Origin of the sequence: Kribbella sp. NPDC050459, assembly GCF_040655315.1 — a bacterium.
Lineage (GTDB): Bacteria > Actinomycetota > Actinomycetes > Propionibacteriales > Kribbellaceae > Kribbella.
This window is the reverse complement of the sequence record NZ_JBFAJQ010000002.1, coordinates 184,338-210,238: the sequence shown is the minus strand read 5'-3', so window position 1 is coordinate 210,238 and position 25,901 is coordinate 184,338. Positions and strand designations below refer to the sequence as shown.

General features: G+C 68.7%; 26 protein-coding genes and 1 tRNA gene. 11 read left to right on the top strand and 16 right to left on the bottom strand.

What is annotated here, in order from left to right; genetic code table 11:
- Window positions 1–70 precede the first annotated feature (70 nt).
- Both AB0I12_RS06850 and AB0I12_RS06845 read right to left on the bottom strand, forming a co-directional pair.
- Window positions 71–604 carry a hypothetical protein gene (locus AB0I12_RS06850; RefSeq protein WP_359925646.1) on the bottom strand — a complete coding sequence of 178 codons (534 nt, stop codon included), beginning with the start codon at window positions 602–604 and terminating at the stop codon, window positions 71–73.
- A 170-nt stretch (window positions 605–774) separates the two neighbouring features.
- The gene (locus AB0I12_RS06845; RefSeq protein ID WP_359925643.1) at window positions 775–1,740 is read right to left on the bottom strand and encodes a GNAT family N-acetyltransferase; all 966 of its coding nucleotides are present in this window, start codon (window positions 1,738–1,740) and stop codon (window positions 775–777) included.
- A 115-nt stretch (window positions 1,741–1,855) separates the two neighbouring features.
- On the opposite strand from AB0I12_RS06845, the gene AB0I12_RS06840 reads away from it, so the two are divergent.
- Window positions 1,856–1,929: transfer RNA gene (locus AB0I12_RS06840), tRNA-Met, on the top strand.
- Window positions 1,930–2,063: 134 nt separating this feature from the next.
- On the opposite strand, the gene AB0I12_RS06835 is transcribed toward AB0I12_RS06840, so the two are convergent.
- The 3 genes from AB0I12_RS06835 to AB0I12_RS06825 all read right to left on the bottom strand — a co-directional run bounded on the left by AB0I12_RS06835 (window position 2,064) and on the right by AB0I12_RS06825 (window position 3,358).
- On the bottom strand, window positions 2,064–2,456 hold the full coding sequence (locus AB0I12_RS06835) for a hypothetical protein (RefSeq protein ID WP_359925640.1): 393 nt from the start codon (window positions 2,454–2,456) through the stop codon (window positions 2,064–2,066).
- A gap of 251 nt (window positions 2,457–2,707) precedes the next feature.
- Window positions 2,708–3,109 carry an SHOCT domain-containing protein gene (locus tag AB0I12_RS06830; RefSeq protein ID WP_359925638.1) on the bottom strand — a complete coding sequence of 134 codons (402 nt, stop codon included), beginning with the start codon at window positions 3,107–3,109 and terminating at the stop codon, window positions 2,708–2,710.
- Between the two features lie 117 nt (window positions 3,110–3,226).
- Window positions 3,227–3,358 (bottom strand): hypothetical protein, encoded by a 132-nt coding sequence (locus tag AB0I12_RS06825; protein ID WP_359925636.1) that lies wholly within the window; start codon window positions 3,356–3,358, stop codon window positions 3,227–3,229.
- A 270-nt stretch (window positions 3,359–3,628) separates the two neighbouring features.
- Here AB0I12_RS06825 and AB0I12_RS06820 point away from each other — a divergent pair, with 270 nt between their 5' ends.
- Genes AB0I12_RS06820 through AB0I12_RS06805 form a run of 4 tightly spaced genes read left to right on the top strand, consistent with a single transcriptional unit; the run spans window position 3,629 to window position 7,178 of the window.
- The gene (locus AB0I12_RS06820) at window positions 3,629–4,294 is read left to right on the top strand and encodes a hypothetical protein (protein ID WP_359925634.1); all 666 of its coding nucleotides are present in this window, start codon (window positions 3,629–3,631) and stop codon (window positions 4,292–4,294) included.
- Between the two features lie 57 nt (window positions 4,295–4,351).
- Complete coding sequence (locus tag AB0I12_RS06815) at window positions 4,352–5,023, top strand: response regulator transcription factor (protein WP_359925632.1); 672 nt, start codon at window positions 4,352–4,354, stop codon at window positions 5,021–5,023.
- Complete coding sequence (locus tag AB0I12_RS06810) at window positions 5,020–6,378, top strand: HAMP domain-containing sensor histidine kinase (RefSeq protein WP_359925630.1); 1,359 nt, start codon at window positions 5,020–5,022, stop codon at window positions 6,376–6,378. Before AB0I12_RS06815 ends, AB0I12_RS06810 begins: the two co-directional genes overlap by 4 nt.
- A 17-nt stretch (window positions 6,379–6,395) precedes the next feature.
- Window positions 6,396–7,178: an alpha/beta hydrolase gene (locus AB0I12_RS06805; RefSeq protein WP_359925627.1), complete on the top strand. Its 783-nt coding sequence runs from the start codon at window positions 6,396–6,398 to the stop codon at window positions 7,176–7,178.
- Window position 7,179: 1 nt separating this feature from the next.
- Here the strand turns inward: AB0I12_RS06805 and AB0I12_RS06800 are convergent, their stop codons facing one another.
- The 5 genes from AB0I12_RS06800 to AB0I12_RS06780 all read right to left on the bottom strand — a co-directional run bounded on the left by AB0I12_RS06800 (window position 7,180) and on the right by AB0I12_RS06780 (window position 10,705).
- Window positions 7,180–7,503, bottom strand: coding sequence for a putative quinol monooxygenase (locus AB0I12_RS06800; protein WP_359925624.1), 324 nt, complete (start codon window positions 7,501–7,503; stop codon window positions 7,180–7,182).
- Window positions 7,504–7,552: 49 nt separating this feature from the next.
- Window positions 7,553–8,509, bottom strand: a complete 957-nt coding sequence (locus tag AB0I12_RS06795; RefSeq protein ID WP_359925622.1) for a proline racemase family protein — start codon at window positions 8,507–8,509, stop codon at window positions 7,553–7,555.
- 77 nt (window positions 8,510–8,586) lie between these two features.
- Complete coding sequence (locus AB0I12_RS06790; RefSeq protein WP_355698571.1) at window positions 8,587–8,784, bottom strand: hypothetical protein; 198 nt, start codon at window positions 8,782–8,784, stop codon at window positions 8,587–8,589.
- 236 nt (window positions 8,785–9,020) lie between these two features.
- Entirely contained in the window at window positions 9,021–9,794 is a 774-nt protein-coding gene (locus AB0I12_RS06785; protein ID WP_359925619.1) for an ABC transporter permease, read from the bottom strand.
- 11 nt (window positions 9,795–9,805) lie between these two features.
- Complete coding sequence (locus tag AB0I12_RS06780) at window positions 9,806–10,705, bottom strand: ATP-binding cassette domain-containing protein (RefSeq protein WP_359925616.1); 900 nt, start codon at window positions 10,703–10,705, stop codon at window positions 9,806–9,808.
- 82 nt (window positions 10,706–10,787) lie between these two features.
- Between AB0I12_RS06780 and AB0I12_RS06775 the strand changes: the two genes are divergently transcribed.
- Complete coding sequence (locus tag AB0I12_RS06775) at window positions 10,788–11,525, top strand: TetR/AcrR family transcriptional regulator (protein ID WP_355698577.1); 738 nt, start codon at window positions 10,788–10,790, stop codon at window positions 11,523–11,525.
- Here AB0I12_RS06775 and AB0I12_RS06770 read toward each other — a convergent pair.
- The 4 genes from AB0I12_RS06770 to AB0I12_RS06755 form a co-directional block, all read right to left on the bottom strand.
- Window positions 11,506–12,141: a nucleoside/nucleotide kinase family protein gene (locus tag AB0I12_RS06770; RefSeq protein WP_359925613.1), complete on the bottom strand. Its 636-nt coding sequence runs from the start codon at window positions 12,139–12,141 to the stop codon at window positions 11,506–11,508. The two genes, AB0I12_RS06775 and AB0I12_RS06770, sit on opposite strands and share 20 nt — an antisense overlap.
- A gap of 110 nt (window positions 12,142–12,251) precedes the next feature.
- Window positions 12,252–13,217 (bottom strand): non-homologous end-joining DNA ligase, encoded by a 966-nt coding sequence (gene ligD / locus AB0I12_RS06765; protein ID WP_359925610.1) that lies wholly within the window; start codon window positions 13,215–13,217, stop codon window positions 12,252–12,254.
- A gap of 34 nt (window positions 13,218–13,251) precedes the next feature.
- Window positions 13,252–14,361, bottom strand: a complete 1,110-nt coding sequence (locus tag AB0I12_RS06760) for a branched-chain amino acid aminotransferase (RefSeq protein WP_359925608.1) — start codon at window positions 14,359–14,361, stop codon at window positions 13,252–13,254.
- Window positions 14,362–14,410: 49 nt separating this feature from the next.
- Window positions 14,411–15,568, bottom strand: a complete 1,158-nt coding sequence (locus AB0I12_RS06755; RefSeq protein WP_359925605.1) for a helix-turn-helix transcriptional regulator — start codon at window positions 15,566–15,568, stop codon at window positions 14,411–14,413.
- Between the two features lie 166 nt (window positions 15,569–15,734).
- Between AB0I12_RS06755 and AB0I12_RS06750 the strand changes: the two genes are divergently transcribed.
- On the top strand, window positions 15,735–16,079 hold the full coding sequence (locus tag AB0I12_RS06750; RefSeq protein ID WP_359925602.1) for a hypothetical protein: 345 nt from the start codon (window positions 15,735–15,737) through the stop codon (window positions 16,077–16,079).
- 74 nt (window positions 16,080–16,153) lie between these two features.
- Window positions 16,154–16,909: a hypothetical protein gene (locus AB0I12_RS06745; protein WP_359925599.1), complete on the top strand. Its 756-nt coding sequence runs from the start codon at window positions 16,154–16,156 to the stop codon at window positions 16,907–16,909.
- A 10-nt stretch (window positions 16,910–16,919) separates the two neighbouring features.
- Here AB0I12_RS06745 and AB0I12_RS06740 read toward each other — a convergent pair whose 3' ends face one another.
- Complete coding sequence (locus AB0I12_RS06740; RefSeq protein WP_359925596.1) at window positions 16,920–19,910, bottom strand: S8 family serine peptidase; 2,991 nt, start codon at window positions 19,908–19,910, stop codon at window positions 16,920–16,922.
- A gap of 143 nt (window positions 19,911–20,053) precedes the next feature.
- The gene (locus AB0I12_RS06735) at window positions 20,054–20,830 is read right to left on the bottom strand and encodes a class I SAM-dependent methyltransferase (RefSeq protein WP_359925593.1); all 777 of its coding nucleotides are present in this window, start codon (window positions 20,828–20,830) and stop codon (window positions 20,054–20,056) included.
- Window positions 20,831–20,921: 91 nt separating this feature from the next.
- Here AB0I12_RS06735 and AB0I12_RS06730 point away from each other — a divergent pair, with 91 nt between their 5' ends.
- The 3 genes from AB0I12_RS06730 to AB0I12_RS06720 all read left to right on the top strand — a co-directional run bounded on the left by AB0I12_RS06730 (window position 20,922) and on the right by AB0I12_RS06720 (window position 25,895).
- Window positions 20,922–22,670 (top strand): glycoside hydrolase family 18 protein, encoded by a 1,749-nt coding sequence (locus AB0I12_RS06730; RefSeq protein ID WP_359925591.1) that lies wholly within the window; start codon window positions 20,922–20,924, stop codon window positions 22,668–22,670.
- Between the two features lie 103 nt (window positions 22,671–22,773).
- On the top strand, window positions 22,774–24,435 hold the full coding sequence (locus AB0I12_RS06725) for an FAD-dependent oxidoreductase (protein WP_359925588.1): 1,662 nt from the start codon (window positions 22,774–22,776) through the stop codon (window positions 24,433–24,435).
- Complete coding sequence (locus tag AB0I12_RS06720) at window positions 24,435–25,895, top strand: ATP-binding protein (protein ID WP_359925585.1); 1,461 nt, start codon at window positions 24,435–24,437, stop codon at window positions 25,893–25,895. The genes AB0I12_RS06725 and AB0I12_RS06720 overlap by 1 nt, the downstream gene beginning before the upstream one ends.
- Window positions 25,896–25,901 lie beyond the last annotated feature (6 nt).

The following is a 25,901-nucleotide window of genomic DNA, read 5'->3' as shown; positions in this document are numbered from 1 at the left end:
AGGGGCGGCGACACCGACAGCAGTCGGGGTCGCCGCCCCTTCGTCTGCCCCGGCTTGGTTGCCTACGGCATCACGTCGTCGGCTCCGGGTGGAACCCGGCGGCAGTGTCGACCAGATCCTCGTCGGTGAAACGCTCGTGATCGATCGTCACTTCGGCCGCGACGCCGGGCTCGATGAAGTAGAACACCTCGTCGCCGGCGAAGAGACCGTCGTACCCACCGACCTTGACCGGGACGAGCTGCCAGTCGCCCGGTTCCTTCTCCTCGTACTCGACGAGGAAGTCCTTGACGGCCTCGAGGTCGGTCAGCCGCTCGCCGCGGAGGGTCTTCACGGTCAGGTCGACCTTGAACGCGCCCTCCGGATCCGGCCCGGTCTCCCAGACCCGGCTGTGGAACGACACGTCCTCCCACTCGTACTCGAAGTCGCTCGGTGTGCCGAGGCCGTCGGGGAGGTTCTCGATCACGAAGCCGTCCAAGGTGCCAGCCCTTTGCTCGGTCGATGGATGAGTTGCTGAGTGCGTCGACGAAGGCGCGAACCCGGTGGCCGAGGCGGGGGCGGTCGTCGAGAGCGCGAGCGCGGCCAGGACGACCGCGCTCCCGGTCACGATACGACGGGCGGACGGCACGGCTCGGGAACGAAGCGATGAACGCGACATGGCTGCCTCCTGGAATCGGCGGCGCCTCGCCTGCTGCGAGACGCCGTTCGTGACCAAGAAGATGCAGCGATCGCACCGCCTCCGGACCGGCGAATCCGGATCTGTGGACAAACCCGGCGTCAGTACCCGATCAGGCGATGCAGCCGGTGGAACGTCTGCCGGAACCCGAGCCGCGGCCACGTCCGCGACGACAACAGGTTCGTCACCCGCCAGTCCGTGACGACCGACGTGTACCCGGTCTCCGCCGACCACTGCAGTACGGCCTCGCCGAGCGCGCGCCCAGCCCCGAGCCCGCGCGCCGCGGGCAGGACGGCCGCGAATCCGAGGAAGCCGGCGTTGTCGGGCTTCGCCAGACCGCTGTGCGAACTCGACTTGTCCAGCGAACATCCGACCGACGAGCCGATGACCTCACCGTTGTACGAGGCAACGAAGGTCGCGTAGTCCTGGTCGTCGATCGATTCCTCCCAGTCCGCCACCGCCTCCTCCAGCGTCGGCATCTCGCCGGACGAGAACACCGGCGACAGGCCCTGATGACGCGGCAGGGCGAGGTCGAGCTCCGCGAGTACCGGGATGTCCGCGCGGACGGCACGCCGTACGGTGAGATCCGGCGGCGGGGTGAGTGGAGACTCGGGGACTGGGCGCACAGCGTGCGCATGCTGCGAACCGAACGCCAGCCGGAACCACGCGTCGATCAGCTCGGCATCGTCGGGCACCAGGACGTAGTGCGCGGTGCGGCCGTCGTCGACCCACTGAGCAGCGGCGGCGCCGTACAGGTCGCGGATGTGTTCCGGCTCACGGACGGCCTGACCGGCGGCCTCCACCCAGATGTTCGGGCCCCAGACCGGCGAAGGCTTCGGTGCGGCGAGCAGGTAGCCGGTCAGTTCGCCGTGCTCGACCATGACGGCACCTGACGCGCCCTCGCTCTCCCATGCGGCGGTCACTTCGACGAGCGCGAGCTGTTCGTCCTCGTAGTCGGCGGGAAGCAGCGGGTGACGCTTGCGATGCTCCTGATGCCGCTCGGCGAGCAAGCCCGCCGCCGCCGGCAGATCAGCCTCCTCGAACGGGCGGATGACGTGTTGGGACATACTCGGACGGTACGCCGGGACGTGTCCGACAGACACGGGTTTTCGCCGGTCCGGAGCCGCGCCGGGGGCCGATTTGGTTGCTCGGCCCAGATCCTCTAAACTAAAGACACAACGACGCGGGGTGGAGCAGCTCGGTAGCTCGCTGGGCTCATAACCCAGAGGTCGCAGGTTCAAATCCTGCCCCCGCTACGGAAGAAGGCCCGGACCATCAGGTCCGGGCCTTCGCTTTGTCATGTGGGGTCTGACCTGCGGGTTTTCTCTGTCAGCGGCCTTCCTAGGATGCGACGGCCGATACGTCCGGCGGCTCGTCGCCTGGCGCTCGATCAGCTCGCCCATCGCGTGTCGGGATGCGGCGGCCGGCCTTCCGGTCCGACCATCAGGTAGTCGTGATTCGGGTAGCTCGCGCCGAACGCCTCTCGCTCCTCGTTCATTCGGTCGAGGTAGCTGCGCAGGTGGCGGACTGTGAAGCTGTCGATCGAGATATCGCGCTGGCTCGATTCGGACTTTCCGTCAGATGCCTCGGCCCGTCCGCGCACCACGACCCGTGTGTCCTCGATGGTCAGTGTCCCGTTGTCGAGATCGACCATCTTCCGCTCGACGCCGGCCAGCTCGGATCGGCGCGTTCCCGTAGTTGCTGCGAGCACCCACATTCCGTTGTAGCGGTCTTCGAAGGCGACCCGTAGAAACGCGCCGAGTTGAGGCGGGGTCCAGATCATGTGCTGCTTCCTCCCTGCGCGCCTGCCACGTTCGGCCAGGGGAGTACTCGGCTGGAATCCGGCCGCGCTTGTATCGGCGTACTGCTTCGCGTGCCGCCTCGAGCTTTGTGGCACAGGCAGCCGCAATGTCGCGAGGCAGAGGTCCGGCACCGTCGCGCTCGCGGCGGTGTGCGAGCGAACCCTGCACCCGCCACCAGCACCAACCAGCCCCTGACCTGCGGAGACGCGGTCAGGGGCTGGTTCCGTTGTGGTCAGGCGAGGGCCTTGGCCTTGAGGGACTCGTACTCCTCTTGCGTGATCGTGCCGGAGTCGAGCAGTTCCTTGGCGCTGGCAATCTCGTCGGTCGGGCTCTTGGACTTGGACGTGCTGGCAACCTCCTGGATGTACTTCTCCTGCTCGGCCTGCATCCGTGCAGCCGCCGTCCGCTGCCGCTCGTTCATGCTCCGGCCCCGAGCAATGAGGTAGATCAGTGCCCCCAGCCACGGCACGAGGATCAGCAGGATCGCCCAGCCGGCCTTGGCCCAACCGCTGAGCGAGCGGTCGCCGAACAGGTCCCACAGGCACCGGAACCACACCATCAGTGCGGCGATCCAGATGAAGAACCAGAAGCTCCACAGGAGAACTTCCCCGAAGTCATTCGTTATCGCATCCACGGCCATTTCCTCCCAGTGATGAGCGCTCGCGCCGCCCGGCTCACCCAGTTCGGGCCTCACCTGCGCATCCGACAGGCGCTACGATTCGCATTGCAGCAGGTCCGGAGCGTCAGTTCCTCACCCGCTGCGGGTGAGGTCCTCACCCAGGGCGCGGGACAACTCGGGGGTCAGGTCTTGTACGGCGTACGTCCATTGGAAGAGGCCCGCTTCGAGGTACGAGATCCAGGCCATGCCCACCCGGGACGACACCGAGTGCGATCGGGGCGTCCGCTCGGATTCTCGCGGCGGTTCAAGACGCCGCCGGAGTACTTCCCTTCTGCTCGGTGGCTGCCGTAGAGCCATGGTGGACCCGGATGATCTCTGGCCGCCGGCCGGGCTTGATGCGACTGGATCGCCCCCTCATCGTTGGTGACGTTTCTAAGGGAGCTCTAAAGCTCGCTGAAAGTACGGCTGAGGGCGGGGCGGTTGTGTGTCGTCCATGGCGCCGGGACTGTCCGGCGCGGGACGAAAGGGATCACGATGATGAAACGTGCACACCTGCTCGTGGCGACGGTGACGGTTGCGGCGCTGGCCACGACCGGTATGGCGCCGGCGGCGATGGCGGACCCGAAAGCCGGCGCGGCGAAGTCGGGTGCCGCGGTCAAGTCGGACGGCAAAGGCAAGCCGGCCAAGAACACCGACCTCGCCAAGATCGCGGCGCAGCTCGGGGTGACGAGAGCTCGGCTCGAAGCCGCGCTCACCGCGGCCAAGATGTCGCTGGGTGGCTCGACCAAGGTCACGCTGGATGCATTCGCCGCGGCGGTCGCGGCGAACCTTGGGTTGCCGGTCGCGCGGGTCAAGGCCGCCATCGCGCCGTTGTTCCTCAACCCCGGGCGACCGCGTCCCGGAGACAAGAAGGACGGCGAGCACAAGAAGGACGGCAAGGACAAGAAGGACGGCAAGGACAAGAAGGACGATCCGCGCACCTCGCCGTTCGCGAGTGATGCCGCGGCCGCCCGGTTGGCGGCAGCACTCGGCATCAGTCGAGCGAAGGCGAAGACCACCCTGGTTGCTCTGGTATCGGCGCCCGGCGGGATCGTTCCCACCTCCAAGTCCTTCCGCGACATGGCCGCCTCGCTCGGGGTCAGCGCCAAGCAGTTGAACTCCGCGTTGGGGGATCTGAAGAAGTCGCTGGACAACGGCTGACAGTCGGCGTCGCTCAGCTCATGAAATCTTCATGATTGACGGCGAGGATGGACGACCATGCGGATACTTGTCGTGGACGACGACCCGGCCGTGCGGCGGTCGTTGGAGCATGCGTTGGGCCGGGACGGTTACGACGTCGCGTCGGTCGCCGATGGGACGTCCGCCCTCGCCGAGCACGGCGTGTTCCGCCCGGACGCAGTGGTACTCGATGTCCTGATGCCCGAGCCGAACGGGCTCGAGGTCTGCCGGACGCTGCGTTCGGGCGGGTACGACACACCGATCCTGATGCTCACGGCCCGGGACCTGGTCACCGACCGGGTCGCCGGGCTCGACGCGGGGGCGGACGACTACTTGGCCAAGCCGTTCGCTCTGGAAGAGCTGCGGGCCCGGCTTCGAGCACTGCTGCGGCGCAGCGGCGCCAGAGCCGAGGTTCTGCACTTCACCGACGTCGACCTGGACCTGAGCGGCCGCCAGGCCACCCGCGCGGGCCGGCGCCTGGAGCTGACCAAGACTGAGCTGTCCCTGCTCGAGCTGTTCCTGCGCAATCCCCGCCGGGTGCTGAGCCGGACCCAGATCTTCGAGTCCGTGTGGGGCTACGACTTCGGGCCGGAGTCGAATGCGCTCTGGGTCTACATCAGCTACCTGCGAAGCAAACTCGAGGCAGACGGCGGCAGCCGATTGATCCAGACGGTGCGTGGCCTGGGATATGTCCTGCGCGAGGAACCGTGAATCTGCGTACCCGGCTGGCCATCGCCGGAGGGTCCATCGTCGTAGCAGCACTGGTACTCGTCTCGGTGGTTTTGTACCCAGCCGTGGAACACGGCCTCCGCGGCCAGATCGACAGTTCGCTAGTCACGGCGGCCGGCCAGGCGCCGGACGTCGCGAAAGCCATCAAGGAGAAGTTCCGGGGTACGTCGAACGAGGGGGCCTTTCCGGCAGTACCGCTAGGAATCGGGAGCACCCAGCTGCAGATCGTGCCGGACCCGGTCACGGCCGGGCCGTCGGCCCAGTTCGTCGACCTCACAGACCGCGACGTCGCCGTCGCCAACGGAACCGCCGCTGCCTACTTCCGCAACGCGGTCTACAACGACGTCGCCTACCGCATCTACACGACCAGATTCCCAGGCGCATCCGGCGCGCTGGTGCGCACAGCGATACCGCAATCGGATCCTGCCCCCACCCTGCGACGACTCGCCTGGCTGCTCGCCGCGTCCACCCTGGCCGCCGGACTCCTCGCCGCCGTCGCCGCACGTCTCGCTGCCCGTCGCGTCCTCCGGCCTGTCCGGCGGCTGACCGAGACCGTCGAACTGATTCGCACGACCGGCGACCTGGCGATCCCGATCCCGGCCGACGGTCAGGACGAGATCGGGCGGCTCGGCTCCGCGTTCGCCGGGATGACCGCCGCGCTGGACGAGTCGGTCGGTGCCCAGCGCCGCCTGGTGGCCGACGCCTCACACGAACTGCGTACACCACTGACGAGCCTGACCGTGAACCTCGAACTGCTGGCCGAAGACCTGTCCGACGCGCAGGGCCCGCAACTCGCCGCTGAAGCGCTCGACCAGGCGAGCGAACTCAGAACGCTGATCAACGACCTGGTCGATCTGGCGCGCTACGGCCAGCCCGCCTTCCATACCGAAGATGTCCGCCTGGACCTGGTCGCCGAGCGCGTTGCGGCCCGCGCGACGCGGCGGGCGACGCAGATCGAGTTCGAGCTGACCTGCGCGCCCACCCTTGTCCATGGAGACCCTGACGCCTTGGAACGCGCCGTCGCGAACCTGGTGGACAACGCCGTGAAGTGGAGCCCGTCCGGTGGCCAGGTACGGATCAGCGTCAAGGAGGGCACTCTCGACGTCGCGGATGCCGGTCCGGGCATCCCCGACAGCGACCTCGAGTTCGTCTTCGACCGCTTCTATCGGTCACCAACAGCCCGCGCGCATCCCGGATCCGGGCTGGGCCTGGCCATCGTCCGGCAGGTCGCCGAGGCTCACGGCGGTACAGCTGAAGTCGTACCGCGCAGCACCGGCGCCCTGCTCCGCCTGAGACTGCCGGTCAGTAGTAGGACCTGCCAGCCAGACCTACCCTGAGGTCAGGGGTGGTAGCCATGAGGGAAGCCTGGGAGATTCTGACCGTAGGCCCCGACGATGCGGACCGAGCGGTCCTGCTCCTGCCGGGCGGAGCCAACGCTGCCCGCTCGTTCGACCTGGTGATGGCTGATCAGGCGCTGTCCGGGGTTCGCCTGGTGGCGACCACCATGCCGGGTATGGCGGGGGCCCCGCTGACCGGCGACGTGTCCGTCCCGGCACTGGCCCGTACGGCGGGAATGCTGGCCAAGGAACACCGGTGCGACGTCCTGGTGGGCTTCTCGCACGGCGCCACCGTTGCTCTGGAGATGCTGCTGTCCGGTCACTTCCACTGCCCGGTCGTCCTGCTCGGCATCAGCTTGACGACCGAGGACGAGGCCGGGTTCTTCCGCGCCGTCGTCCGGGCATCGCAGAGGGTGGGGAGCTGGCCGATGGCCGTCCTGCTCCGGCTGCTGCCGCTGGTGGCGAGGTTTGCCAAGATCCCTGAGCCGCACAAGCGGGATCTCATCGAGGATCTCAAGCAGAACAGGGCCGGCGATTCGGTCCGGGTGAGCGGCCCGTACCTCGACTACATCGCCGCCGACCGTGACTACGCCGCCCAGTTGGCCACGTCGGGCAGTGCGGTGTGGGTCGTCCACGCGGAGAAGGGCGATGGTGGGCTCACCGACGCCGAGCGCGCCACCCTCGATGCGGCGGCCAATGTGACACTGGTGACCATCCCTGGCGCGGTGTTCCTGCTGCCGGACGAGGCGCCGGAACAGACGGCGGCAGTGATCGCCACCGCCCTCTCGACGGCGACGTGACTTATTTGACGGCGAGTTCGCCGAGCTCTGACCAGTCGTCCTGGGGGAGTTTGAAGTTGACGATGCGGGGCGTCTCCACCAGGTGCGGCGGGAGGTGCTCCTGGGCCGCCTTGAAGTGGTCCGAGGTGACGTGGTGGGTGGCGGCCTCGTCGTCGGCGAAGGCCTCGACCAGGACGTACTCGTTCGCGTCGTCGACGGAGCGGGACCAGTCGAACCACAGGCAGCCGGGCTCGGCGCGGGTCGCCGCCGTGAAGTCGGCGGTGATCGACGGCCAGTCGGCGGCGTGCTCGGGCTTCACGCGGAACTTCGCGGTGATGAAGATCATGAGGACCAACTTATCGGCCGCGGCCGCCGGCGACGGTCGCAATCTGAGATCAGCGGAGGGTGAATCCTGTGCCCAGCGGGTCGCGCGGGTCCAGGCTGAACGTCGCCGTGCCGGTCCGGTAGGCCGCCCCAGCCACCTCGGTGACGACGCCGTCCGGCGTCTGCGCGACAACGCGGCCGAGGAACGTCGTCCCGACGATCGAGTCGTGGCGAAGCGCCTGCCCCGGTCGGAGACGACCCTCGTCGTGCAGCAGGGCCAGGCGTGCCGACGTACCGGAGCCGCAGGGGGAGCGGTCCGCCTCGCCGTCGGCGAAGACGGCCAGGTTGCGCTGGTGCGGGCCGTCCTCGAGGTCGCCGAGATCGTCGTACAGGATCGTGCCGTACAGACCGCTGAGGCGCGGATCCGTCGGGTGTACGGCGACCGGGTCGAGCGCCCACTTGATCTCGCGGCCGATCGCGATCAGGTCGGCGTACGACGACGGCGTGACGGACAGGCCGACCGACGACGCGGGGACCGACGCGTAGAACGCGCCGCCGTAGCTGATGTCCGCCAGTACCTCCCCGCGTGAGGTCGAGACCGGCACGTCACGCCGCAGGACGTATGACGGAACGTTGCGGAAGGCAACGCCGGAGTCGCTGACGTGGGCGGTCACCCGTCCGGACGGTACGTCGATGACGACATCACCCGGCTGGACCAGGCCGGTATCGACGGCCCAGGTCGCCAGCGCGATCGTCCCGTGCCCGCAGGCCGTCGAGTAGCCGTCCTTGTGCCAGAACACCACTCCGAAGTCGGCGCCGTCGTCGTCACCCGGAACGACGAACCCGCCGTACATGTCGGCATGGCCGCGCGGCTCGTTCACCAGCAGCTGCCGGACGGCGTCGATCGCCTCCGACGACTGCGCCGTGACCCGGCGGTCGGCGACGGAGTCGCCCGGGATCTCGACCGACGTCACGATCCGGAACGGCTCACCGGCCGTGTGATAGTCCACAACGCTGACCTCGTCCACGCACCAACCCTAAACATGACGAAACCGCTGCTTCCCCAGGCGTTGGGGTAGCAGCGGTTCGAGCGACCTGACAGGGGTCAGGCGGCTTGCGGTACTCGGTTGCGGGCGGCCCAGACGGCGCGGCGCAGCTTGGCCTTGTCGGGGTAGCCGGCCTCGCAGCCGATCACGTACACGTCGTGGCTGCGCATGTTGACCATGCCTGCCACGTACCAGACCGGGCTGCCCTCGGCCAGCATGGTGACGATCATGGTCCGGATGTCGGTGGTGATGTTCATTCTGACCCTCTCCTTTGGTCGCTCTCACTGATACGTCGAACCAAAGGCGCCGGATTCGACACCGGCAGAAAAGTAAAACGAAGCGCCCCGGTCGATGACCGGGGCGCTTGTCCGTGTGGGTCCCGGGGGGAGTGGGACCACCACACGTTGGGGGGGACCTCGACGGTAACCCCACCAAGGGGTCACGCCTGGTCGTTCCATGCCATATCCGTCGCCGAACGGCAGCAGACCTGCGTTCAGCGGTTGGTGTGCCGCCGATACAGCGAAGTGGCCAGCACGACGGAGAACAGGAGTAGACCACAACACCAGGCAAGTGCGATCCATCCGTTGTTCGCCATCGGCGTCCCGATCAGCAGGCTCCGGACGGTCTCGATCACCGGCGTGATCGGCTGGTGCTCGCTCACCGGCCGCAACCACGACGGCATCGACTCCGGCCGGACGAACGCGCTGCTCAGGTACGGCAGGAACAGCATGAAGAAGCTGAGCGTGCTGGCCGACTCGACGGACTTGGCGATCACGCCGAGCGCCGCCGCCAACCAGGACAGTGCGACGACGTAGAGCAACAGCAGCCCGATCGCGGCCAGCCAGTCCAGCACGCCGCCGACGGGGCGGAATCCCATCGCCAGCGAGGCCAGGACGACGATCGCGGTCGAGGTGGCGTTGCGCGCGACGCTCGCGACGACATGACCGGTCAGCACGGCGAAGCTGTGGATGGGCAGCGATCGCAGCCGGTCGATCATCCCGTTGTGCATGTCGTCGGCGACCACCATCGCGGTCGACGCGGCGCCGTACCCGGTGGTGAGCAGCAGGATCCCCGGGACGACGTAGTTCACGTACTCCGTGCCGGTGTTGATCGCGCCGCCGAACACATAGACGAACAGCGCCATCATCAGCAACGGCAGCAGCAGCGACACGAACAACGTGTCGACGTTGCGCCGTGCCAGCCGCACGCAGCGGTCGATCATGGTCACCGCGTCCGAGCAGGCGGCGACGACTCCTTGGTGTGACATCGGCAAACCCCTCAGGCGGTCAGTGCGAGAAACACGTCGTCGAGCGTGGGCCGGTGGGACGACACCCGCTCCGGCTCCAGCCCGTTGTCGCGCAGTACGTCGAGCACGTGGTGCAGATGCGCCGCAGTACCGTCGGACGGGATGTTCAGCATCAGCTGGTCGGCCACTCCGTCCAGTACGCCAGCGGCTTTCACGACCTGCACCTCGTCGGCGAACCACAGCGAGATCCGCTCGCCGCCGATCTGCGTCTTCAACGCGTCCGCAGTACCGCTGGCGACGATGCGGCCGTGGTCGAGCAGCACGATCCGGTCGGCGAGCCGGTCGGCCTCCTCCAGGTACTGCGTGGTGAGCAGGATCGTCGTGCCGTCGCGGACCAGCTCCACGATCGCGTCCCACATCGCCGAGCGGCTGGCCGGATCGAGTCCGGTCGTCGGCTCGTCCAGGAAGATCACCCGCGGCCGCGGGATCAGACTCATCGCCAGGTCGAGCTTGCGCCGCATGCCGCCGGAGTACGTCTTCACCCGCCGGTCCATCGCGTCCGTCAGGCCGAACTGGTCGAGCAGCTCGGCCGTCCGCCGCTGCGCGGTTCGCCGGCCGAGGTGCATCAGCCGGCCGACCATCACCAGATTCTCCCGGCCGGTCTGGTTCTCGTCGACCGCGGCGTACTGCCCGGTCAGGCTGATCACGCCGCGCACGCGGGCCGGCTCGCGCAGTACGTCGTACCCCGCGATCGTCGCCGTCCCCGAATCCGGGCGGGTCAGCGTGGTCAGGATCCGCACCGTGGTGGTCTTGCCGGCGCCGTTCGGGCCCAGCAGGGCGAGCACCGACCCCTCCGCGACGCTCAGATCCACCCCGGTCAGCACGTCGGTCGCGCCGTACGACTTCCGCAGGCCGGTCGCCTCGACGATCATGGTCCCCTCCTTACTGCGTATTAGGTACGCTAAATAGCGTAGCAGGTACGCAGTATCGGTTGGCAAGCCCTAAACTGACCTGGTGGACAACGACGAGTTGCCGGCCGACGTCGCGCTGATGTGGCGGCTCCGGGAGACGCCGCGGCGCGGGCCGAAGCCTTCGCTGACGCTCGACGACATCGTCACGGCGGCGATCGCGCTCGCGGACGCCGAAGGTCTGGCGGCGGTCTCGATGGCGCGGGTCGCGGAGCGGCTCGGCAATTCGACGATGGCGCTGTACCGGCACGTGAAGAGCAAGGACGACCTGCTCGTGATGATGTCCGACGCCGCCCTCGAGCGTCCGGAACCGATGCCCGAGGGGATCGACTGGCGGACCGGGCTGACGTTCTGGGCAGACGGCGTGCTGTCCGCGATCCGCCGGCACTCCTGGTACGCGAAGGTGCCGATCTCCGGCCCGCCGGCCGGTCCGAACAACCTCGCCTGGTTCGACTCCGCGCTCGGCGTGCTGAAGGACACCGGTCTGCCGGAGGAGGCCAAGGTCGGCGTGGTGATGGGTCTCATCACCTACGTGCAGGGAGAGATCCGGATGGCCTTCGACCTGGCGGCCGGCTACGCGGAGAACCCGGACGCCTTCCAGCGGTTCGGCTCGACGCTGCGGCGGGTCGCGGATCCGCGCGTGTACCCGGCGGTGGCGCGCACCGTCGAGGCCGGGGTGTTCGACGAGGTCGGGAGCTTCGAGGAGGACAACGAAGCCGACTTCGACTTCGGGTTGCAGCTCTACCTGGACGGCGTCGCGGCGTTCATCGACCGGGTCGGATGATCGCGTCGGCCGCCGGTGCGGTCGCGGCGATCAGGTGGGCGTTGCGTTCGTCCGAGCCGTACGTCCGCTCGTGCGCTTCCTCGGCTGATCGGCCGAAGGCGCGGTGCCTGGCCTCCAGTCGCGCGTGGCGGAGCTCCTCGGGCACCTCGACGTACCAGCACTCGTCGAGCAGGCGGCGTACGGTCGACCAGGGCGGCTCGTCGAGCAGCAGGTAGTTGCCCTCGGTCAGGACCAGCGTGACCGAGGGCGCGATCCCGATGCTCGCGGCGATCGAGTCCTCGATGCCGCGGTCGAAACGCGGCGCCCAGATCTGCTCGTCCGGTGACTCCTTCACCCGCTTGAGGATCGCCGCGAAGCCGAAACCGTCGAAGGTGTGCGGCGCGCCTTTCACGTCGGCGAGTCCGAGATCATCGAGCACCGATTGCGCGAGGTGGTAGCCGTCCATCGGGACGAGCGCGACCCGGTGACCGTCGGCCGTCAGCTTCGCGGCCAGCTGCTCGGCGTACGTCGACTTGCCCGCCGCCGGCGCCCCGGTGATCCCCAGCAGCTGCCGCCGCCCCCGCGTCGCCAACGCGACGGCACGGTCATACGCAGCGGCTGCATCCAAGGTCTGCACCCGAAGGATCCTAGGCGAGGTCCACCTTGTGCATGGGAACCGCACGGCGAGGCCTTCGGCACGCGGATCTGGTGCACAAAGTCGGCCTCGTAGGTGGCGGTTCGACGCTCTCAGTCCTCCGGTGGCGCTTCGGCGCCTTCGCGCTCGTCGCGCTCGGCCCACTCCATCAGCGTTGCCAGCGAGTAGATGTCCTGGTCGATCGTGGCGTGCAGGTCGCCGAGCTCGGCGTACCGCTGCGGGACCGTCCGGATCGTGAAGTCCTTCGGGTTCACGTCGTCGATCTCGTCCCAGCGGATCGGGGTCGAGACCGTGCCGTCGGGGTTGCCGCGGACCGAGTACGCCGAGGCGATCGTGTGGTCGCGGGCGTTCTGGTTGTAGTCGACGAACAGCTTCTTCGGGTCGCGGTCCTTGCGCCACCACGTGGTCGTCACGTCGTCCGGCGCCCGCCGCTCCACCTCCCGCGCGAACGCGAGCGCGGCCCGCCGTACGTCGGAGAAGCCGTAGGCCGGCTCGACGCGGACGTAGATGTGGATGCCGCTGCCGCCGGACGTCTTCGGGTAGCCGACCGCGCCGAGCTCGTCGAGTACTTCGTGCACGGTGTGCGCGACCCGGCGGACCCGGTCGAACGGGCAGTCGGGCATCGGGTCGAGGTCGATGCGCCACTCGTCCGGCTTCTCGGTGTCGGCGCGCCGCGAGTTCCACGGGTGGAACTCGACCGTCGACATCTGCACCGCCCAGGCGACGTGGGCGATCTCGGTCACGCACAGCTCGTCGGCGGTCCGGTTGTACCGCGGGAACGTGACCCGGACCGTCTCCATCCACGGCGGCGCACCGTGCGGCAGCCGCTTCTGGTGCACCTTCTCGCCCGACACCCCCTCCGGGAACCGGTGCAGCATGCACGGCCGCTCCCGCAGCGCGTTGACGATCCCGTCCCCGACCGACAGGTAGTACTTCACCAGGTCGAGCTTGGTCTCGCCGTGCGCCGGAAAGTACACCCGGTCCGGGTTGGACACCCGCACCGTCCGTTCCCCGACCTCCAGCTCGATCGCCGGAGACTTCCCCTTGGACTCGGCCATGACGCCAACCTTAGAGGTCCGGGGACAATCGGCATCAGGTCAGACGGGTGAGCCAGTTGCGGGTGTCGGGGATCCGGCCGTACTGAACGTCGAGCAGCGTGCTGCGGATCTTGGTGGTGACCGGCCCGACGCCGTGGTTCACCGAGTGGTCGCCGATGGTCAGGTCGCCGTCGGGCCAGGCGACGCGGCCGATCGGGGTGATGACCGCGGCGGTGCCGGAGGCGAAGACCTCGGTGATCTCGCCGCTGCGGACGCCGTCGCGCCACTCGTCGGCGGCGATCCGGCGCTCCTCGACCGGGTGGCCGAGATCGGCGGCGAGCTCGAGGACCGAGGCGCGGGTGACGCCTTCGAGGATCGAGCCGGACAGCTCCGGGGTGGCGATGTGGCCGTCGGCATACACGAAGAACATGTTCATGCTGCCCATCTCTTCGAGCCACTTGTGCTCGACCGCCTCGACGAACGCGACCTGATCGCAGCCGTTCGCCATCGCTTCGGCCTGTCCGGCCAGGCTGGCGGCGTAGTTGCCGCCGCACTTGGCCGCTCCGGTCCCGCCCGGCGTGGCGCGGACGGTCGAGGTCGTCAGCCAGATGGAGACCGGCTTGGGGCCGGTGTCGAAGTACGGGCCGGCGGGGGAGGCGATGACGCCGAACAGCACCTCGTGCGCGGGCCGGACGCTGAGGACGGCCTCGGTGGCGATCATGTACGGCCGGAGATACAGACTGGTCTCGCCGTCGTCGGCGGACGGCACCCAGGCCTCGTCGACGGTCACCAGCGCGCGCAGGGCCGCGATGAACTCGTCCTCCGGCACCCGCGGCAGCGCCAGCCGCTCCGCGCTCGCGGTGAACCGCCTGGCGTTTCGGTCCGGGCGGAACGCCCACACCGAGCCGTCCGCGTGCCGGTACGCCTTGAGGCCCTCGAAGATCTCCTGCGAGTAGTGGAAGACGGCAGCCGCCGGGCTGAGCGACAGCGGTGCGTACGCCGTGACCTTCGCGTCGTGCCAGCCGCGGTCCAGCGACCAGTTGGCTACGACCATGTGGTCGGTGAACGACTGTCCGAACGCCGGGTTGGCCAGGACGGCCGCCCGAGCCTCCGCACTGGCCGGATCGGGGCGCAGCTCGACCGCGAAGTCCCACGCGTCTGTCATTACCGTTGTCCGCTGTTCACCTGTCACTCGCCGCACGCTACTCCCGCTGTCACCTCCGGCTCGAACCAATGCCCACACTTCGGCCACTCCGGTGCACCGGCCGCGCCAGCAGCCGTCGTAGCTCGGCCGCACCGGGCTCTGCCTGTACGACGCGCAGCACCCGGTCGGCGGCGTCGTACACCAAGGTGTCGTGCCACTCGTCGGGCAGCTCGACCAGGACGCGGAGCGCCGTGGCCAGGCCTGCGGCGACCTCGCCGGCGACGACAAGGCACTCGGCCAGGCTCAGGTCGAGACGTGCGCGCTCACCGATCCAGCTCTCCGGACAGAGCTCTCTGGCGCGCTCGAGCAGGACGCAGCCCGCAACGCCATACCCCAGCGCGGTGCAGACGCGTCCTTCGGCCCAATGCAACTCGTACGGCTGTGCTTGTGGCGTTGCGCGCAGGACCTCGTCGCCGGCGCCGATGAGCTCCTGGAGCGCTTGCTGGGCCTCGTGAGTCCGGCCGAGCTCGGCGAGCACCAGGGCTCGCGCTGTCAGTGGCGCGCAGCCGGCCGCGCCCGGTGCTTGTCGATCAAGCGCGACCGACTCGTCCGCGAGTTGAAGCAACTCCGTCAACGGACGCCGCTCGGCCAGGCCGATGATCGTCTCCCTGGCGCGCGCCACTGCCGGTAGCGGGCCGTCGCCGAGGCTGTCCGCAGTCGCACGGGCAGCCCACCACCACCGCCTCGCGGTGCTTCGCTCGTCCAGCCTGGTCAGGGTCTCGGCGATCAGCATTCCCAGCTCGGCTGCCTCCGCCTGGGCGGTGCCGTGCAGTTGCCGCACCAGGTCAGGGAGCAGCGAAGCCGGTGGCACGCTGCGGTGATCGCCGGGCATCGGGCCGCCGGCGCCGAGCGTCGCGGCCAGTCCGCGCCAGGCAGTCTCCAACGGGTCGGCCTCCGGCCGGAGCTGAGCCGCGCGGGCAGGCCTTCGCTCGAAGGTGGCGGACAGCCGGCCGCCGGTGCCGAGCTCCTGGTCGCAGAGTCGCGCCAGGTCCGCAGAGCCCGGCCGCTGCCCGCGCTCCACCTGTGACAGGTAGCTGTGGTCGTAGCCGACACGTGCTGCCAGTTGGCGCAGGCTCAGCCCGGCCGCCTGCCTGCACTGCCGCAGCAGCGGACCGAACGATGTCTCGATCGATGTCTCGGTGGATGTCTCGGTGGATGTCTCGGTCACAGGATCACCCCGTTCGCGCTTCGAGCTCATGTGGTGCGTGCCGGACAAGTTACAAGCCCTCGCCGACAAAAACCGTGGAAAACAAGGGCATGTGGGCTGTGGGCTGTTCCCACAGCCCACAGCCCACACCTGTTGTGTGCACTGCGTTCTGGGCGAACCTGGGCAGGTGAACACGCTGCAGCGACAGGCTCGCCTCTTCCGTCTGGTCCGCCCCGCCGCCCCTGGCCCCCGGATGGTCGCGGAAGGCGCGGAGTGGTCCGATGGTGCGGTCGCGCTCAGGTGGCTCGGCCGCTGGTCGAGCACCTCGACCTGGGACGGCATCGAGTCCCTGCTGGCGGTTCACGCCGACGACGGCGATACCTGTCTGCACTGGCTCGACCCGCCGCCGGTCCGTCCCGTCGCACCGCCTCCCGAGACGCCGGAGCGGGCGGTCTGGCTGCCTGCGCCGGCTCCTGACGGTCGCTGTTCGCGGTGCGGCCGTCCGTGGCCCTGTCTGGACTGCGGCCCGTGAGACATCGTGTCCGCACTTACTTGACGCGGTTTAGTGTGAGGTGGTTTGGGTTGGGTCGTTGAGGGGTGATGCGGGTGGCGGACGGTGCGGTGGTGGATCCGCTGGACGAACTGGACGCTCAGGTCGCTCGGTTGCGGCTGGTGGCCGACGAGTTGCGGGAGGCTCGTGGGAAGCCGGTGCTGGACGGGAACCAGGTCGAGCTGATCGAGGACGGGCCGACGCTGCTCCGGGCCTACGAGGAGATGCAGTGCAGCTGCCGGGTCCAGGTCCGGGCGCTGGACCGCCCGCCGTACTCGGCGCCGCCCGCGGCGCAGCAGAAGCTCGAGCTGGACCGGCTGGCCGACGGCCTGGTGTACCGGGCGATCTACGGGTTCGAGGTGTTCGAGTTCGACGAGGTGATGGCGCTGCTGCCGGAGCTGCGGGCCGCCGGTGAGGTCAGCCGGGTGCTGCCGCAGATGCCGATGAAGATGGTGCTCGGCGATGACAACATGGCACTGGTGGCGCTGACGAAGCGGGCGCCCGCGGAGTCGCACCTGCTGATCAGGTCGTCGGGTCTGCTCGACGGTCTGATCGCGATGTTCGAGATGTTGTGGGGCCTGGCCGTCCCGATGCCGGAGCTGGAGGCCAATGGTGATCTCACGGAGCTGCGGGCCCCGGACCGGGACATCCTGATGCTGCTGGCCGGTGGAGCCACCGACGACATGATCAGCCGGCGGTTGCGGATCAGCCCCCGGACGACCCAGCGCCGGGTCCGCGCGCTGATGGATGCTCTCGGCGCGCAGACCCGGTTCCAGGCGGGCGTTCAGGCCGCCCGCCGGCGCTGGATCTGAAACAGCTGGATCAGTTGATCGTCACTACTGTCCCGGCCCGGTTCGGGAACTCGACGAAGCCGGTGGAGCGCCTGTCGGTCGGCAAGCCGGACCACGAGGCCGTCACCTGGAACGGCTTGAACGCGGCCGGTGCCACCGGAGGTGTCACCTTGAGCGAGCTGCCGGACGAGGCGGTCACGACGTTCGTCTGCATGGTGTACTCCGTCGTGCTCGCGCCCGGCGGGTTGGACAGGGTGATCGCGAGCACGCCCCACACGCCCGGCGTCGGTGCAGGCACGCTGGCGGACGCCTGGTTCGAACCGTCACCGACGAACGACAGGAACTGCATCTGACCGTTCACGACCTTGTAAAGCACCAGCCAGATGCTGCCGGCCGGGTCCACGGTCTTGATGTTCCACTGCACCGCCTTGGTCTGTGAGGTCGCAGTCACCGGGTAGTCGGGCAGATCAGCGTCCGCGGCACCGGCCGGTACCGCACCGGGCACCAGCGGAGCCGACACGACGCCGTACGAGCGGATCGGTACGCCGGCCTTGCCGACGGTGGCGGTGAACGACGCGGAGCCGGACGCGCCCGAGCCGGACACTGCGGTCGGGGCGAGGACGGACGTCGGTACGACGACGATCGGGCTGCGGACCGTCTTGCCAGCGCCCTGCCAGGTCAGCCAGCCGTTGGTCGAGGTGCCGGAGTCGCCGGTGTCCAGGGTGAGCTTGACCGTGAACGTCTTGGTCTCGCCGGCCTTGGTGAAGTTCAGGATCGACGGCGTTACCACGGCCTTCATTCCCGGCACGGAGGCGGTCGCGTGGTACAGGCCCGGGGTCAGAGCGGTCACCCGGCGGGTGATGGTCTGCGTACCCAGCAGTTGGCCGACCGCGATGGACGGAGCGTTGTAGTTGCTCGGGTTGATGGCAGGTACGCCGGTGCCGGTCTTCACACCAGTGCCTTCCAAGTAGCCGAGCCAGTCCGTGTCACCCGAGTCGTAGACAAGGCCCGGGTCCAGCATCTTCGACGGCTGCACCTCACCGGCGCCGGCGTCGAACGGGTTGGTGTTGACAGCGCCGGTCGAGGTCAGCACGTTCCCAGCGGTCGTCATCAGCGCGGACTTGACCGCCATGGGCGACCAGTCCGGGTGCTTCGACAGGTAGAGCGCTGCCAGACCCGCGACGTGCGGTGCGGCCATCGACGTACCCGAGAGGAACGCGTAGCTCTGTCCGCCGTTGGTAGGCGGCGCTACCGCAGCCAGCACGTTCACGCCCGGTGCGGCCAGGTCAGGCTTCAACAGGTTGCCGTTGCTCTGCAGAGAAGGACCACGCGACGAGAAGTCGGCCATCTGCGGGTACGGCGTCGTCGTGCTGGTCTGGTTGCCAGGGACGAGCTCAGCGGTGGCACCGGCCTGCGTGGCGTACGACTTCACCGACAGCGCCCCAGGGGTGTTGAGGTGCACAGTCGGTACGACGTGGGAGTCGCCGACGACATCCTGGTCGAACAGGTTGAGCAGCACCATTCCTACGCCACCGGCGCGCTGCACCTCGGCGGACTTGTCCACCCGGGCACTGATACCGCGGTCACAGGCGACGATCTTGCCGGCGGTCTTGGCCGGGTCGAGGGTGTTCGCCAGACAGATCAGTGCGTCCGCGTCGCTCACACCGTCCTTCTTGACCGCAACTCCGTTGACGAACGGCTTGCTGCCGGTCGGCGCCGAGACGGTCGTGCTGACGCCGGAGTACTTCTGGCCGTTGCCCAGCACGACAGTCCCGTTCCACGGGGCGACGGTGGTGGCTCCGACCGTGGTCACCCACGGAGACGTGTTGTCCAGGGTCGACGCGTCCGGACCGGAGTTGCCGCCGGCCGCGGAGACGAAGACGCCGGCCGATGCGGCGGACAGGAACGCCAGCTGGATCGGGTCGGTGGCAGGGGACTCGAAGGTCGAGCCGACCGAGTAGTTGATGACGTCCACGCCGTCCGCGACCGCCTGGTCGATGGCGGCAACGATGTCGGACGTGAAACCGCCCGTGTCCTGTGCGGTCTTGCCGGACCAGAGTGCCTTGTAGACGGCGATCTTGGCGGCAGGGGCGACGCCGGTGACGGTGCCGAGGTCACGGCCGCCCAGCTGGACGTCCACGTCGGCGCGGCCGGCCGCGGTGGTCGCGGTGTGCGTCCCGTGGCCCTCACCGTCGCGCGGCGACACGTAGTCGGCGCGGCGCTCCGGCGGAACCAGGCTGAGCCAGCCCTCACCGAAATACTTCGCGCTGATCAGCTTGGTGTTGCACAGGTCGGCGGTGAAGTCGTCGCCGGTCTCGCAGCTGCCGGTGAAGGTGCCGCCGTCGGCCTTCTCCATCACGGTCGTCGAGCCGGACAGGTACGGGCGGTACGGGTCGGTGCTCGTCGGCGCCTCGGTGCCGAGCTTGGGGCCGGACAAAGACGCGCTCTCCGGCCAGATGCCGGTGTCGACCACGCCGACGACGACACCCTGGCCCGCGGTCGCCTTACCGCCGAGCTTGTTCCAGACGCCGGTCTGGCCGGACAGTTTGAGGAAGTCGGTCGGGTTGCGGTCGTCCAGGGCGACGTGTAGCTGGTCGGGGACGACGGACACCACACCGGCGGTCTTGGTGAGCTGGTTGACCTGCTTCGAGGTCAGCGAGGCGGCGAAGCCGTTCAGCGTGGTCGAGTAGTTCTGGTCCACCTTCGCGCCGACCGCGGCCGCGACCTGCGCGTGCTTGCCGGTCAGGTAGGCGCGGTACGCCTTTCCGCTGGTGCTGTTGACCTCGACCTTGCGACCTGCCGCCGGCTTGGTGGCCTTCAGCCCGGTCACGCCGCCTTGGTACGTCGCCAGCGGCTTGTCGGCCAGCGTCACGACGTACCGCCCGGGCGCGAAGGTGAAACGGCTGCCGGCCGGCGCGTCCGTTCCGGGCGTCGCGGAGCCTGGTGGAGCCACCAAGGCGGTGGTGATCAGCGCGGCGCCTGCCAGCAGAGCGGCGCGCCGACGCAGGTTGGGATGGTTCACGTGATGCCTCCACGGCATGTAGTCCTGGCCGTGGCTGTAGCCCCGGCCGCCCGCCCCCGAGCTCGGACGCCGAAGAGCCTGCCAATCGACCGCCCCGACCACACGGTTTTGGCTTCAACTAGCCGCTGGCGAAAACCTGCCAGTCAGCGCACCGCGGTTGCCAGCAGGTACTGCGCCTTCAGCCGCACCTCACCGGTCGACGTCGTCCAGTTCTCGTCGAGCATGTGCAGGACGCGGTTGCGTACTTCGTCCAGCCGACCGGCCTTCTCCAGAACGGGGAGGGTCTCGATGCCGAGGGGATGGGTTGCGATCCGGGTCTCCCAGTACTCGGCGGGGGACGCGGTCACCACGTCGAGCTCGAGTGTCCTGCTGGAGACGGTGAAGCCGTGGGGAGCGAGCAGGTCGGACAGGGCGTTCGGGTCGTGCCAGTTGAACGGCGTGCCCATGTCGACGCTGCCGGTGACCTCGCGGAGGGCGGCGATGACGACGCCGACGAGCTTGCTCAGGACGCCGGGTTGCCAACTGGTCAGCAGGATCCGGCCCGTCGGCCTCGCGACCCGGGCGAGCTCGGCCAGCGCGGCGGCCGGGTCCGGCGCGAAGATGACCGCGAAGTTGGACAGGATCGCGTCGGCCGAGGAATCCGGGAGCGGGACCGAGGCGGCCGTGCCGTCGACGACGGTCAGATCGCGGTCGAGCGCGGTCTCGGCGATCACCTCACGGAGGCGGGTGGCCGGTTCGACCGCGGTCACGCGGGCGCCGAGGTCGGCCGCGAGCAGCGCCACGTTGCCAGTGCCCGCGCCGACGTCGACCACGTGCTCGCCGGGCTGGATCCGTGCTGCCGTGACCAGCTCCCGGGCCGCGGGCAACAGGTCCGCGGCGGTCGGTTCGTAGCTGCCTTTGCCCCAGTCGAAGTCGCTCACCCCGTCACCCTAGGCCGGTTCCCGACACCGTCGGGTATCCGCCTTCGCGACGCATTGACCCGCGATTATGGAACGTCTCTACTAAATGGCTATGCGATGGCTTGCCGTGGTTCTGGGAGTCCTGCTGGCCGGCATCACGATCCCGGCGCAGGCCGCCAACATCCTGTCCAACCCGGGCTTCGAGTCCGGTTCCCTGAGCGGCTGGAACTGCTCGGGTGGTTCAGTCGTGAGTACTCCGGTCCGCAGCGGCGGCTATGCGCTGAACGGTGCCGTCACCAGCTCGGACTACGCGCAGTGCAGCCAGACCGTGGCGGTGCAGCCCAACACGGCGTACACGCTGTCGGCCTGGGTGCAGGGCTCTTACGTGTACCTGGGCGTGACGGGCGGCTCGTCCACTTGGACGCCGTCCGCCGCCAGCTTCACCCAGCTGAGCGTGTCGTTCACGACAGGCGCGAGTCAGACGTCCGCGCAGATCTACATGCACGGCTGGTACGGCCAGCCGGCGTACCAGGCCGACGACTTCGCCCTGGACGGTCCGGGCGGTACGCCGGGTGCGCCGAGCGCCCCTGGTACGCCGACAGTCACCAACTCGACCACCTCGTCCATCTCGCTGAGCTGGCCCGCTGCCACGGGCACGGTCACCGGCTACCGCGTCTACGAAGGCGCGTCAGTCGTGCAGACCGTCACAGGAACCACAGCCACCGTCAGTGCACTCCAGACATGCAGCAGTCACTCGTACGCGGTGACGGCGTACAACAGCGCTGGCGAGTCGGCCAAGTCGGCAGCTGTGACCGGCAGGACGGCCGGCTGTACGAGCACCGGTCTGGCGAAGCACGCGCTCATCGGCTACCTGCATGCGAGCTTCGCCAACGGGTCCGGGTACGTGCGGATGGCTGATGTGCCGGAGGAGTGGGACATCATCAATCTCGCGTTCGGCGAGCCGACGTCGGTGACCTCTGGTGACATCAGGTTCACCAGGTGTCCGGCCGGCGAGTGCCCGAACGTGGAGAGCGACGCCGACTTCGCGGCAGCCATCAAGGCCAAGCAGGCCGCCGGGAAGAAGGTCCTGATCTCCATCGGCGGTGCGAACGGGCAGGTGCAGCTGACCACCGCCGCGGCCCGCGACGCGTTCGTCAGCTCGGTCAGCGCGATCATCGACCGCTGGGGCCTGGACGGGCTCGACATCGACTTCGAAGGGCACTCGCTCTATCTGAACGCCGGTGACACCGACTTCCGCAGCCCGACCACTCCGGTGATCGTGAACCTGATCTCGGCGCTGAAGACAGTGAAGGCGAAGTACGGCGCGGGCTTCGTGCTGACGATGGCGCCGGAGACGTTCTTCGTCCAGGTCGGCTACCAGTTCTACGGCGGCTCCAGCGGCGGCGACAACCGGACCGGGTCGTACCTGCCCGTCATCCACGCGCTGCGGGACTCGCTGACGGTGCTGCACGTCCAGGACTACAACTCCGGTCCCGTGATGGGGCTGGACAACCAGTACCACACCATGGGCGGCGCGGACTTCCACATCGCGATGACCGACATGGTCAAGGCGGGATTCCCGGTGGCGAACACCGGCCAGACGTTCCCCGGGCTGCGCGACGACCAGATCGGTTTCGGGCTCCCGGCAGCGGTCAGCGCGGGCAACGGCTACACCGCCCCGGCAGCCGTGCACACGGCGCTCGACTGCTTGGTGAAGGGCCAGAACTGCGGCGGCTACAGCCTCCGCGGCGGTCCTTCGCCAGGGTTCCGCGGGCTGATGACGTGGTCGATCAACTGGGACCACTACTACAACTGGGAGTTCCGGAACAGCCACGCGCCGTACCTCGACGCTCTCCCGTAGGCCGCCCCTCGCGCCCGGTTCGCGAATCAGCCCCTCGCGAACCGGGCACGGGCCTGTGGATTACCGGTCCCGGTTTGTACGTTTTCGCTGGTATGAAGGAGGCATGACAGCGTCAACGACCCGCTCGGTGATCCTCACCGTGGACGACGATCCCGGCGTTTCCCGGTCGATCGCCCGTGACCTCCGCCGTCGGTACGGCGAGGAGAACCGCATCGTCCGGGCGGAGAACCCGGCGCAGGCGCTCGACGCGCTGAAGGAGCTGAAGCTCCGGGGTGAGCCCGTCGCGCTGCTGCTGGCCGACTACCGGATGCCCCAGATGTCCGGTATCGAGTTCCTCGAGGCCGCGATGGACCTGTTCCCACTCGCCCGGCGCGTGCTGCTGACGGCGTACGCCGACACCGACGCCGCGATCCAGGCGATCAACGTGGTCGACCTCGACCACTACCTGCTGAAGCCGTGGAACCCGCCGGAGGAGAAGCTCTACCCGGTGGTCGACGCGATGCTCGACCTGTGGCGGTCGACCCCGGAGCCGTCCGGCGACGAGACCCGGGTGATCGGGCACCGCTGGTCGGCGCCGTCGTTCGCGGCCCGCGACTTCCTCGCCCGGAACGCCGTGCCCTACCGCTGGCTGAACGTCGACGACGACGAGGCCAAGCGGCTGCTCGACGCCGCCGACGTCGACGGGACGACGTTGCCGGTCGTGATCACGCCCGACGCCACGGTCATGGTCGCTCCGTCGGAGGCCGAGCTGGCCCAGAAGGTCGGTCTGTCGACAGCTCCGGCGAAGGACTTCTACGACCTCGTCGTGGTCGGCGGCGGCCCCGCCGGGCTCGGTGCGGCGGTGTACGGCGCCAGCGAGGGCCTGCGGACCGTGCTGGTCGAGCAGTTGGCGACCGGTGGTCAGGCCGGCCAGTCGAGCCGCATCGAGAACTACCTCGGATTCCCGGACGGGGTGTCCGGTGCGCAGCTGACCGACCGGGCCCGGCGGCAGGCGGTCCGCTTCGGCGCCGAGCTGCTGACGACCCGGCAGGTCGTGGGGCTCGAGACGCTCGGCAACGCGCGCCGGCTGCGGTTCGCCGACGGGAGCGAGATCTCGGCGCACTCGGTGATCCTGGCGACCGGTGTCTCGTACCGGACGCTGCAGGCCCCCGGCGTCGACGACCTGTGCGGCCGCGGCATCTACTACGGCTCGGCGACCACCGAGGGTCCGGCCTGCGCCGGCGCCGAGGTGTACATCATCGGCGGGGCGAACTCCGCGGGTCAGGCCGCGGTCTATTTCTCCAGGCATGCCAAGCGTGTGCATATGCTGGTACGAGGACCATCGCTCACCGCGACGATGTCGTCGTACCTGATCGACCAGATCGATCAGATCGACAACATCGAGGTGCACACCTGCACGCAGGTCGTTTCCTGTCTGGGCTCGGAGCACCTGGAACACCTCACCTTGCTGAACAGCGAGACCGGGGAGAAGCGCGAGGTGGACACGGAATGGATGTTCGTGTTCATCGGCGCGGCGCCGCGGACGGACTGGCTGCCCGGTGACCTGCTCCGCGACGACCGAGGATTCGTGCTCACCGGACCGGACCTGCCCGGCAGACCGCCGGGCTGGCCGCTGGAGCGGGAGCCGTACCACCTGGAGACGAGCATGCCCGGCGTGTTCGCCGCGGGTGACGTGCGGGCCGAGTCGGTGAAGCGCGTCGCCTCGGCCGTCGGTGACGGGGCGATGGCCGTGACACTGGTGCACCGATACCTGGAGATGCTCTGATGACCGACCAAGCGGTGAAGCGGCTGACGCCCGACGAACTGCGCACGCTGTTCCTCTTCGAGAGCCTCACCGAGGAGCAGCTCCAGTGGCTGTCCGACGCCGGGCACGTCGAGGACGTGCACGACGGGACCGTCTTCAACGAGGGCGACGAGGCGACCTGCTGCTACGTCCTGCTCTCGGGTGAGCTTCGCCTGTGCAAGCGGTCGCACGGCGAGCTGGTGGAGATCAACCGGACCCGGCAGCGTGGTGTGTACGCCGGCGCCTTCAACGCGTTCTTCGGTGCCGCCGACCACAAGTCGTACACCGCGACGATGCTGGTGACCGAGCCGTCGGAGTTCTTCGTCATCAGCGCCGAGAGCATGGCGACGATGATGAACACCTGGTTCCCGATGGCGGTGCACCTGATCGAGGGCTTCGTGATGGGCATGCGGCGGACCAACGAGACGCTCGGTGAGCGGGAGCGGCTGCTCGCCCTCGGCTCGCTGTCGGCCGGTCTGACCCACGAGCTGAACAACCCGGCCGCCGCGGCGGTCCGGGCCGCGGCGACGCTGCGGCAGCGCGTGTCCGGGATGCGGTCGAAGCTCGCGATGCTTGCCGACGGCACCCTCGACGCGACCAAGCTGCACCAGATCGTCGCGCTCCAGGACGACGCGGTCGAGCGGCTGGACAAGACCAAGGACAAGGACATCCCGCCACTGGAGCTGTCCGACCGCGAGGACACGCTGACGGACTGGCTCGACGACCACGACGTCCAGGCGAGCTGGGACGTGGCGCCGGTGCTGGCGTCCGCGGGCCTGGACGTGCCGTGGATGGAGAACGTGCTCGAGGTGGTCGGGCCGAAGTACCTCGAGGGCGCGGTCCGCTGGTTGATGTACACGATCGACACCGAGTCGCTGATGAACGAGATCGACGACTCCGTCACCCGGATCTCGACGCTGGTCGGCGCCGCCAAGCAGTACTCGCAGATCGACCGCGCGCCGTACCAGACCGTCGATCTGCGCGAGCTGCTGAAGTCGACGCTGGTGATGATGTCGGGCAAGCTGCAGGGCTACGAGGTGGTCAAGGACTTCGACCCCGAGTTGCCCGCGATCCCGGCGTACGCCGCGGAGCTCAACCAGGTGTGGACCAACATCATCGACAACGCGGTGAGCGCGATGGGCGGATCCGGGACGCTGACGCTGCGCACCCGTCGCGACGGCGCCTATGCGGTCGTCGAGATCGGCGACACCGGACCGGGGATCCCGGAGGAGATCCGGCGCCGCATCTTCGAGCCGTTCTTCACCACGAAGCCGATCGGCGAAGGCACCGGCCTGGGCCTCGACATCTCCTGGCGGATCGTCGTCAAGAAGCACCACGGCGACCTGCGCGTCGAGTCCGAGCCCGGCCGCACGGTCTTCAAGATCGTCCTCCCGCTGGAGCCCGAGCGAGAACTCGAATCGGACCCGGCACTGCTGTCCTGAGCAGCG

Excerpts from the sequence above, each read along its gene's own strand:
- AB0I12_RS06845 (WP_359925643.1), bottom strand. The coding sequence starts at position 1,740 with ATGTCCCAACACGTCATCCGCCCGTTCGAGGAGGCTGATCTGCCGGCG.
- AB0I12_RS06835 (WP_359925640.1), bottom strand. The coding sequence starts at position 2,456 with ATGATCTGGACCCCGCCTCAACTCGGCGCGTTTCTACGGGTCGCCTTC.
- AB0I12_RS06820 (WP_359925634.1), top strand. The coding sequence starts at position 3,629 with ATGATGAAACGTGCACACCTGCTCGTGGCGACGGTGACGGTTGCGGCG.
- AB0I12_RS06815 (WP_359925632.1), top strand. The coding sequence starts at position 4,352 with ATGCGGATACTTGTCGTGGACGACGACCCGGCCGTGCGGCGGTCGTTG.
- AB0I12_RS06805 (WP_359925627.1), top strand. The coding sequence starts at position 6,396 with ATGAGGGAAGCCTGGGAGATTCTGACCGTAGGCCCCGACGATGCGGAC.
- AB0I12_RS06800 (WP_359925624.1), bottom strand. The coding sequence starts at position 7,503 with ATGATCTTCATCACCGCGAAGTTCCGCGTGAAGCCCGAGCACGCCGCC.
- AB0I12_RS06790 (WP_355698571.1), bottom strand. The coding sequence starts at position 8,784 with ATGAACATCACCACCGACATCCGGACCATGATCGTCACCATGCTGGCC.
- AB0I12_RS06785 (WP_359925619.1), bottom strand. The coding sequence starts at position 9,794 with ATGTCACACCAAGGAGTCGTCGCCGCCTGCTCGGACGCGGTGACCATG.
- AB0I12_RS06780 (WP_359925616.1), bottom strand. The coding sequence starts at position 10,705 with ATGATCGTCGAGGCGACCGGCCTGCGGAAGTCGTACGGCGCGACCGAC.
- ligD (WP_359925610.1), bottom strand. The coding sequence starts at position 13,217 with ATGGCCGAGTCCAAGGGGAAGTCTCCGGCGATCGAGCTGGAGGTCGGG.
- AB0I12_RS06760 (WP_359925608.1), bottom strand. The coding sequence starts at position 14,361 with ATGACAGACGCGTGGGACTTCGCGGTCGAGCTGCGCCCCGATCCGGCC.
- AB0I12_RS06730 (WP_359925591.1), top strand. The coding sequence starts at position 20,922 with ATGCGATGGCTTGCCGTGGTTCTGGGAGTCCTGCTGGCCGGCATCACG.
- AB0I12_RS06725 (WP_359925588.1), top strand. The coding sequence starts at position 22,774 with ATGACAGCGTCAACGACCCGCTCGGTGATCCTCACCGTGGACGACGAT.
- AB0I12_RS06720 (WP_359925585.1), top strand. The coding sequence starts at position 24,435 with ATGACCGACCAAGCGGTGAAGCGGCTGACGCCCGACGAACTGCGCACG.